This window comes from Elusimicrobiaceae bacterium, from assembly GCA_017528825.1.
In the GTDB taxonomy this organism is placed as follows: Bacteria; Elusimicrobiota; Elusimicrobia; order Elusimicrobiales; family Elusimicrobiaceae; genus Avelusimicrobium.
Genome location: JAFXOI010000006.1, coordinates 22697 through 31042, shown reverse-complemented (window position 1 = coordinate 31042; position 8346 = coordinate 22697). Strand labels below are relative to the sequence as shown.

10 protein-coding genes are annotated in these 8346 nt (G+C 41.7%); 2 read left to right on the top strand and 8 right to left on the bottom strand.

The genetic code is table 11. The features are described 5' to 3' along the window. The 3 genes from IKN49_02595 to IKN49_02585 all read right to left on the bottom strand — a co-directional run. Window positions 1-341 (bottom strand): prepilin-type N-terminal cleavage/methylation domain-containing protein (locus tag IKN49_02595; protein ID MBR3631940.1); only part of this gene is annotated, 341 nt, incomplete at its 3' end. Window positions 342-713: 372 nt separating this feature from the next. Further along, entirely contained in the window at window positions 714-1010 is a 297-nt protein-coding gene (gene secG, locus IKN49_02590) for a preprotein translocase subunit SecG (GenBank protein MBR3631939.1), read from the bottom strand. Between the two features lie 125 nt (window positions 1011-1135). Continuing rightward, window positions 1136-1768, bottom strand: coding sequence for a hypothetical protein (locus IKN49_02585; protein MBR3631938.1), 633 nt, complete (start codon window positions 1766-1768; stop codon window positions 1136-1138). 224 nt (window positions 1769-1992) lie between these two features. Here IKN49_02585 and IKN49_02580 point away from each other — a divergent pair, with 224 nt between their 5' ends. Together IKN49_02580 and IKN49_02575 are read left to right on the top strand one after the other, a co-directional pair. Beyond that, window positions 1993-2133, top strand: coding sequence for a hypothetical protein (locus IKN49_02580; GenBank protein ID MBR3631937.1), 141 nt, complete (start codon window positions 1993-1995; stop codon window positions 2131-2133). Between the two features lie 72 nt (window positions 2134-2205). Continuing rightward, window positions 2206-2682: a prepilin-type N-terminal cleavage/methylation domain-containing protein gene (locus IKN49_02575; GenBank protein MBR3631936.1), complete on the top strand. Its 477-nt coding sequence runs from the start codon at window positions 2206-2208 to the stop codon at window positions 2680-2682. Between the two features lie 276 nt (window positions 2683-2958). Here IKN49_02575 and IKN49_02570 read toward each other — a convergent pair whose 3' ends face one another. The 5 genes from IKN49_02570 to IKN49_02550 form a co-directional block, all read right to left on the bottom strand. After that, complete coding sequence (locus IKN49_02570; GenBank protein MBR3631935.1) at window positions 2959-4152, bottom strand: phosphoglycerate kinase; 1194 nt, start codon at window positions 4150-4152, stop codon at window positions 2959-2961. 64 nt (window positions 4153-4216) lie between these two features. After that, window positions 4217-5230, bottom strand: coding sequence for a type I glyceraldehyde-3-phosphate dehydrogenase (gene gap / locus IKN49_02565; GenBank protein ID MBR3631934.1), 1014 nt, complete (start codon window positions 5228-5230; stop codon window positions 4217-4219). A gap of 77 nt (window positions 5231-5307) precedes the next feature. Continuing rightward, window positions 5308-6045 carry a Bax inhibitor-1/YccA family protein gene (locus IKN49_02560; protein MBR3631933.1) on the bottom strand — a complete coding sequence of 246 codons (738 nt, stop codon included), beginning with the start codon at window positions 6043-6045 and terminating at the stop codon, window positions 5308-5310. A 121-nt stretch (window positions 6046-6166) separates the two neighbouring features. Next, a complete protein-coding gene (locus tag IKN49_02555; protein ID MBR3631932.1) occupies window positions 6167-7087 on the bottom strand; it encodes a hypothetical protein in 921 nt (306 codons plus the stop codon). A 95-nt stretch (window positions 7088-7182) separates the two neighbouring features. Continuing rightward, window positions 7183-8346, bottom strand: coding sequence for a tetratricopeptide repeat protein (locus tag IKN49_02550; protein MBR3631931.1), 1164 nt, complete (start codon window positions 8344-8346; stop codon window positions 7183-7185).

The window sequence follows — 8346 nt, the reverse complement described above, 5'->3', positions numbered from 1 at the left end:
GGGTTTTCATCTAAATAACTAGCTAATCTGACATTGGCAAGTTTGCTGTTAGTAACTCTGATTACATTGGAGTCATCGCCATGATTTATTGTTTCTAAGCTATAGCTTATCTCTGAGCCACTATTCATCGTAACATCTAAATCTTCCATATTAGAGGTATATAATCCATTGGTAAGTTTAATCGCTTCCTGCGCGTCTTTGATTGCTTTTGCCCCTGGTAACATCGTACTCCAATGGCTCTTATCTACGGCGCCTTGATACATCGGTATTGCGATCGCACTTAAGATACCGATTATCAGTACAACTACTAACAACTCGACCAGCGTAAATGCTTTTTTCATGTTCTTTCTCCTTACTGTTTTTGGAAAAAGAAACATGAAAAACGGCTATTATGTTTCAGCTAATTGAGGTAACCAAAAACATAACAGCCGTGGTTTGCCACACCCCATAGGGGCGGGCAAACACTCGGCACCACATAGTAAAGGGATCAGCTCTGCTATATGGTGCCTAAAACGACTGTTTTTGGACCTCAATTATGCCCCTGATTTCTCAAGAGCGCACCGTATGCTATATACGGTTCCAAAAACAGAATTAAATTGTATGGGAATATAATATAACCGCTATTCCCGGGTACTTCTTTTATAGTATAGCAAGTTTTAGACAAAAAAATACGGTCTGCTTGTGGGCAGACCGTATGTTCAAATAAGTAAATCTTACTGAGCCGGATTGGCCGGGGCCGTGGCGGCGGGCAAATTGACCTTATCTAAAACAGAGGATGAAGTTTTGCGGTTATAAGAAATCGTCAGCAGAATAGAGGTGCAGAATAGCACGACTGCCAGCGCGGCTGTTAATTTATTGACAGCATTAAATGCCGTCGGGCTTGCGAAAATATTATCAGCACCGGACGCACCAAAAATACCGGCGGCAGAGCCTTTTCCGCTTTGTAATAAAATCAGTAAAATCAGTAAAATACACACAAAATAGTGAACAATTAACAACAAGGTTTGCATAAAAAATAATCTCCTGTAAAATATATATTTATTATAGCAAGTTTTATATTTGATTGGTAGGAATTTTTTCTAAAAAATCCACCCATTGTTGGCGAGGGTGGATTTAAGTTTACTGTTTAAGTAATTTAATACGTAGCATCTAATCCTTTGTAGAAGTTAGAGCCGTTTGTAATCCAAGTTGGTTCAGTAGTACCCATAAAGTGGCGTTCTACTTTGTCTGCCAAAGAAGATAAGCAATAAGTCCCCTCATTTTCCAACTGATAGTTATGGTCAATGATATCACGTAACACTTTTTCAAAATCCAAATGCACTCCGGCTTGGTGGGAAATTTCTTCCACTTTTTTAATAGCAGTGGTGTAATTAGACGCGAAATCTTCCAATTGGTACAAAAGTGCTTGCATATCACTATGTCTTCTTTTCAAATCTTGGACGAATTTTGTATGGAGTTTTCTGACATTTATCAACGAATTTGTAAAAAGCTTTAAATCGGAAGCTTGATGCTTGTCAGAGGCGGTTGCTTCCATATACATAGCTTGTTTAATTAAAGCATTAAATAAACTGTCCGCACTTTCAAAAGCATCGTTCGGACGTGAGTTATTTTTTATTACGCGAATTTGAAAAGCAATAAATTCGTCTTGATCGCCACTTTCAAACGCATATTCCAAAGCCGGCACATTTTTCAGCTCCGATGTCTCTGCTGCCTGTACACCCAAAGATAACAAAGCCAGCCCTAATAGCATCAGTACATATTTTTTCATTTATTTTCTCCTTAAGTGGACAAGTAGATTGTAGCTTGGCCATGATATATAGAACTTATAGTAATAGTATTTCAAAAAAGGAGTGCTCCGTCAACGGAAATTTGGTATCAGGTCCAATATAGGTCTTAGGGCCTATATGGATTTTAAGGCGGATAAGGTACAGTAAAAGTTCAAATTTGCTATACTGAAAATGTAGTTACAATTTGATCTGTTTTTGGAACCGTGTGAAAAACGCGGAAAGCTTTGAGCATGCTCAAGGCACTATGAAGTCCAAAAACAGCCGATATCAGGCACACAAAGGCGACGGTCTGCGTGTGCCGAGTGTTTGCCACGCCTTCGGGCGCGGCAGACTACGGCTGTTATAATTGGGTTACTTCATAGGCTCAAAGATAGCAGCCGTTTTTGCGTCTTTCCAAAAATAGAAAGGAGAATATAAAATGAACAATAAGAAAGCGTTTACACTGATAGAATTATTAGTGGTAGTACTAATTATCGGTATTTTGTCAGCCATTGCTTTACCACAATATCAAAAAGCAGTTATAAAATCTCGTTTTGCAGAAACCATGATAAATCTTAAAACGATTTCTGAAGCAGATGACGTTTGTCATTTAGAGACTGGAGAGGAGTATTGTGCCATGAAAGATTTAGGAGTATCTATTGGAGAACAAAGCGCATGGGAAGGCTGTTCTACTGCAGAGGGCGGTGTATTTGAAACGGATAAATTTTTCTATTGTGCTAGTTGGAGCGTTGCGGGATATCCATCTGCTCAGTATAAAAACGAAGATATTTGCTTGTGTTATCATGATAATCAAGTGTTTCTCGGTGAGAGTGCCGGTTGTTGGGGAGAGGACCCTTCTATGAATTATGCCTCATTGTTAAATATCCCCGAAGATTCAAATTGCAGTTGTTGTTAAGACTTGATTCAAGAAAATCTATAAAAAACCCCTCGCGTGTGCGAGGGGTTTTAAGTTGTTTAGCGTAATGCTAGAAACTATTTTGCGAGTGCCACGAGTCCAGGAAGTTCTTTTTGATATAAATAGACAGGGCCTAAACAACAGGCCCTGTTTGTGAGATTTTTATAGTTTGTTCAAAAAGAACTTGCCTTATTTGCTCATTGCAACCAAACCCGGCAATTCTTTCTCGGACTAAATAACAAAGCCCCCAATTTTGGGGGCTTTGTTTGTGTCAGATTATTTCATCAATGCGACAAGTCCGGGAAGTTCTTTTCCTTCCACAAATTCCATACTGGCACCACCGCCGGTAGAAACGTGCGAGAAGTCTTTTTGATTGATTTTGCCTTTTTTGAGCACGTTGACGCTGTCACCGCCGCCGATAATAGAAATCGCACCGGCTTTGGTAGCGGCAATCATAGCATTGGCAATAGAGAAGCTGCCTTTGGCAAAATTCGGAAATTCAAACACGCCCATCGGCCCGTTCCAGAAAATGGTTTTGCATTTCATGAGTTCATCAGCAAATAATTTTTCGGTTTTCGGGCCAATGTCCATGCCTTCCATATCGGCAGGAATCGTGTCGGAAATGACCGCTTCGGCAGTTTCGGAAAATTCTTTAGAAATGCGGAAGTCCACCGGCATTAACATTTTCACGCCTTTGGCTTCTGCCTTGGCCATGACGCCTTTGGCTTCTTCAATTTTGCTTTCATCCAAGAGAGATTTGCCTACTTCCATGCCTTTGGCTTTGAGGAACGTATAAGCCATACCGCCGCCGATAATTAAGACGTTTACTTTGTCTAACAAGTTATTTAAGAGCATAATTTTGTCAGACACTTTTGCACCGCCGATGACAGCGGCAAACGGGCGGGCCGGATTGTTTAAGGCTTTACCCAAAAATTCCACTTCTTTTTGCACGAGGTATCCGATAGAGCCCGGCAAATATTGGGCAATAGCGCTGGTGGAAGCGTGGGCGCGGTGTACAGTACCAAAAGCTTCTTGTACAAATACTTCGCCGTGTTTAGCCAGTTGTTTGGCAAATTCGGCATCGTTGGCTTCTTCTTCGGGGTGGAAACGCAAGTTTTCTAACAAAACGATTTCGCCGTTTTTGGCCGCGGCGACTACTTTATCGGCTTCCGGGCCAACGCAGTCTTTGGCAAAGTGCACAGGTACGCCGAACACTTTGGCTACTTCTTCAGCCACGGGGGCCAAGCTAAATTCCGGAGCAACTTTGCCTTTGGGGCGGCCCAAGTGGGCGCACAAAACGATACGGCAATTATTATCGAGTAAATGTTTAATGGTTTTTTCGGTAGCAACGATACGTTTGTTGTTATCTACTTTACCGTCTTTCAAGGGTACGTTGTAATCGACACGTACCAAGACTTTTTTATTTTTCAAATCTACATCTTGCATTTTTTTGATGCTGTCAAAGTTCATAGTTTTTCCCCTTCTCTTAAAATAAAGGCGGCTTTTGCAAGCCGCCTTTTCGGTCAGACAAAACTTATTTGTTGACGGAAGCCATGTGTTTGATTAAATCTAACACTTTGTTAGAGTAACCAATTTCGTTGTCATACCAAGAAACAACTTTCACAAAGGTATCGGTCAAGTATACGCCGGCATTGGCATCAAAGATAGAGGTGCGCGGATCGCCCAAGAAATCAGAGGATACCACGGCATCTTCGGTGTAGCCCAAAATGCCTTTGAGTTCGCCTTCGGAAGCTTCTTTCATCGCTTTGCAAATGGCTTCTTTGGTGGCGGGTTTTTCCAAGTTAACGGTCAAATCTACTACGGACACGTCCAAGGTCGGTACGCGCATAGAAATACCGGTTAATTTACCGTTCAAGGACGGAATGACTTTGCCCACGGCCTTGGCAGCACCGGTAGAAGACGGAATGATGTTGCCGGATGCAGCGCGGCCACCACGCCAATCTTTCATAGAAACACCGTCTACGGTTTTTTGAGTAGCGGTGGTGGAGTGTACAGTGGTCATCAAACCATTGATGATACCGAATTTATCATTTAATACTTTGGCGATAGGAGCCAAGCAGTTGGTGGTGCAGGAAGCGTTAGAAACAAATTGGGTTCCTTTTACATAGGTTTTTTCGTTCACACCGCAGACAAACATCGGGGTATCGTCTTTGGAAGGAGCAGACATTACTACGTATTTGGCACCGGCTTTAATGTGAGCTTGTGCTTTTTCTTTGGTTAAGAATAAACCGGTAGATTCTACGATATATTCGGCACCTACTTTGTCCCAAGCCAAGTTGGCAGGATCTTTTTCAGCGGTGACGCGAATAGCTTTACCGTTGACGATTAATTTGTTATTTTCTACATCAGCTTTGATTTCGCCTTCAAATTGACCGTGCATCGTGTCATATTTGAGCATGTAAGCTAAATAATCCACCGGGGTCAAATCATTGATACCGACGATTTCGATTTCAGGGTGATTCATCGCCGCGCGGAATACGAAGCGGCCGATGCGGCCGAAGCCGTTAATACCTACTTTTATAGTCATACTTTGTACGTCCTCCATTAAATATAAAACTACTTGTCCTATTTATTTTACCAAATTTTAAGGTACTTCGTGCAGTTTTAACGTCTGCTGCGGCTACGGCCTAGCAATTTTAATATTTCTATATACACCCATACCAGGGTAACCAGTAACGAAAATCCTGCATACCATTCCATGTATTTGGGTACTTGGGGCAGTTGCGTCATGATATTGATAAATTGAAAATCAATAGCAAAGTTCAAAGCAGCCACAATACAAATAATTGCATTAATGGCAATGGCCCAGCCGCTGGTACTCTCAAAATAGGGAACTTGTACCCCAAAGAGAGAAAGTACCAAAGAAATAAGATAAAACAGGGCAATGGCCCCAGTTGCCGCGGTGACACCTAAAACAAAAGTGCGGTTGACTTTAATAATGCCGCTTTTATACAAGAATAACATCAGCGCAAAGACTAAGGCCGTAATAGATACTGCTTGCACCACAATACCTTCATACATTTGATTATACCCGGCGGAAATGGCGCCTAGGGCTAATCCTTCCAGTACTGCATACACGGGAGCTAACAAAGGAGCCGTGGTTTTCTTAAAAATAATGACCAGAGCCACGATAAATGCGGCCAATACAATCAGCATGGAGTGGGCAAACACAGAGCCGATATGATTCCAGCCAATCACTCCTCCTGCCAAGCAAAGCAATAATAAAAAGCAAGATTTATTGATGGTTCCTTGCAGGGTCATTTCTTCCCCTACGCGCAACTGATAACCTTCCAATGTTTTTTGATAGGCTTTTTCATTAAATAACGGATTTCCTTGTGACATATAACCTCCTTTTATGTTCCTGTTATTGTATAAAATTTGCGGTTTCCCATTCAGAGATTTTTAGGATTAGAAAATAAAAAAAGGCTGCCTAGGAATCGGCAGCCTTTTGATTGGATAATAATTAGTCGAAGAAGGGTTTGCGCGTATTATTGAAAAATAGACGCTTCTTCACCTGTTCCCAAGCGGCCGGCTCTTGCTTAGAAATGGTTTGTTTAACAAATTCCAAATCATTCTTAGTCAGTATTTTCCAATCAGGTGAGGTCAGTGTCGTACTGGTGTGGAACGTATCGTTTGCGGATATTTGGAGCGCATAGCTAATTTTCCCCTGATTATAGGCGGCCAGCACTTCGTGGTTTTCTTTATCAGCAATCATAAACAAAGGATCGGTAGCCGTACCGGATAAATCGAGCATTCCTTCGTCTAATTGAAAGAAGTTACCATCCGCAGAGTTCTTTTTGAATTTTCTGGAACGAATATGATCCTTAAATGCGGCAAAGCGTGAGGTATTTATTTTGATTTCATTTATGCGACCGAGAGCAAATAATGTTGCCGGAGAATCAACTGCCAACAGGTGCACATACGGAGCCGTATAAGTTTCTTCATTTAGGCGGATCAACATTAAATTGCCGTTTCGGTATATGGACCGCGTGCCCATGTCCTTGAGGGATTCCTCTACACGTTGGCGTTGAATGGAGTTATGGTCTCCTTCAGAAAAAATATCTTCGTCAGACACATTTAAGCAAGTATCAGCCACGACCAACCAATGGGCATCCAGCGGATATGCTTTGCAGAAAATATCAGCTTCAAAAGTGCCATGCATGAAATTATCATCAGACACCTGTTCCTTGACGGAGAAATGTACCACTTTGTTTTGTTCAATAGAACCGGCATTCGGTTCCTCCACCCGAGGCACAGCATTGTAAGCCGATTTAAGTATGCTATTTTTCAGATTCTCAACGGCGGGTGGGTCTTTATATTTTTGAGCTTGCGTGAGTAAAGGAAATGCTCCTATCACGACTAGTAATGCAATCAGTTTTTTCATAAGTTCTCCTTAAAAGTTTTGTCCTTACACTTAAAGTATAGTGAATCTATTGATTTTGTGCAAGAGTCAAAGGACCCAAAAAGCAAATAGGTCTTTTATTTATACATAACGGCGCGGAACTCGGAGGTATTATTAATCCCTTCAAACATCCATCCTTTTCGATTTTGATCATACAGAGATTCAAAGTCACGGAAATGGTGTTTTAAGGCTTGTTCCAGGTAACGATAAACACTACGGCGGTCTTTATTTTTGAGCCAAGCAAGACCGGCTAAATTAATGTAGGGAGTAGGTAGACTACTATCCAAACGGATAGCGGTTTCAAAATCAGCTTTTGCTTTGGCATATTTTTTTTGTTTTAGATAAACATATCCGCGGTTATTATACGCGATGGGCCATTTAGGCGAAAGTTCAATAGTTTTCGTATAGTCTGCCAGTGCGTTGTCCCATTGTTCCAACTCTTCATAAACTAGTCCGCGGCGGTTGTAAAAAATGGGTTCCGGTGATAGCGCCAGTAACTGGGTATAATCCTCGGCCGAGGCTTCTAATTCTCCCATGTCCTTAAAAGCAGAGGCCCGATATCGATAGGCTTGGTCAAAGGAATGATCCCGATTGATAGCTTTACTATAAAAAGAAACTGCCTCATCGAGTTGATTTTGGTTTTGCAAAATTCTTCCGCGCCAAAAGTAAACGGCAGGCAAGTCCGCTGAGCTGTTTTGTACAAAGTCCAGCTCTTTTTCAGCGGCATCATATTGATAGGTTTTGACATAGGCTTCCGCTAAATGAAGAGCGATTTGTGGGGTTTTGGATTCTTTGGATAGATATTTTTTGTAATCGGAAATTGCTTGGGCGTATTTTTCCAAAGCTAATTGTGCATCCGCACGATGCAAATAAAAGGGTGGATAATTTTTTTTAAGAGAAATCGCTTTGGTTAAATCGGCGGCAGCCAAAGTGTATTGTTTATTATCCAAATAGGCCAATGCTCGGGCATAGTAACGAAACGGATCTTGCGGGGTCAAAGAAATGGCGTGCGTATAATCTTGCAAGGCCAGTTTGATTTTCCCCTCCTCTTTGTAAGCATCGGCCCGGTGATGCCACGCAGTAGCCGAATTGGGGGACTGCTGAATGGCTTTAGTTAAAAGAGTGATGCGTTTAGCGGGGTCTGTTTCCTTATTGGCTTGACGCAGTAACTCGCCGGTATTTTGTGCGTATGTCGGAAACAGGCAGAACACAATCATTAAAACGGTTATTATATACTTCAT

Coding starts and splice junctions, on each gene's coding strand:
- secG (MBR3631939.1), bottom strand. CDS start 1,010: ATGCAAACCTTGTTGTTAATTGTTCACTATTTTGTGTGTATTTTACTG.
- IKN49_02570 (MBR3631935.1), bottom strand. CDS start 4,152: ATGAACTTTGACAGCATCAAAAAAATGCAAGATGTAGATTTGAAAAAT.
- IKN49_02585 (MBR3631938.1), bottom strand. CDS start 1,768: ATGAAAAAATATGTACTGATGCTATTAGGGCTGGCTTTGTTATCTTTG.
- IKN49_02560 (MBR3631933.1), bottom strand. CDS start 6,045: ATGTCACAAGGAAATCCGTTATTTAATGAAAAAGCCTATCAAAAAACA.
- IKN49_02555 (MBR3631932.1), bottom strand. CDS start 7,087: ATGAAAAAACTGATTGCATTACTAGTCGTGATAGGAGCATTTCCTTTA.
- IKN49_02550 (MBR3631931.1), bottom strand. CDS start 8,346: ATGAAGTATATAATAACCGTTTTAATGATTGTGTTCTGCCTGTTTCCG.
- IKN49_02575 (MBR3631936.1), top strand. CDS start 2,206: ATGAACAATAAGAAAGCGTTTACACTGATAGAATTATTAGTGGTAGTA.
- gap (MBR3631934.1), bottom strand. CDS start 5,230: ATGACTATAAAAGTAGGTATTAACGGCTTCGGCCGCATCGGCCGCTTC.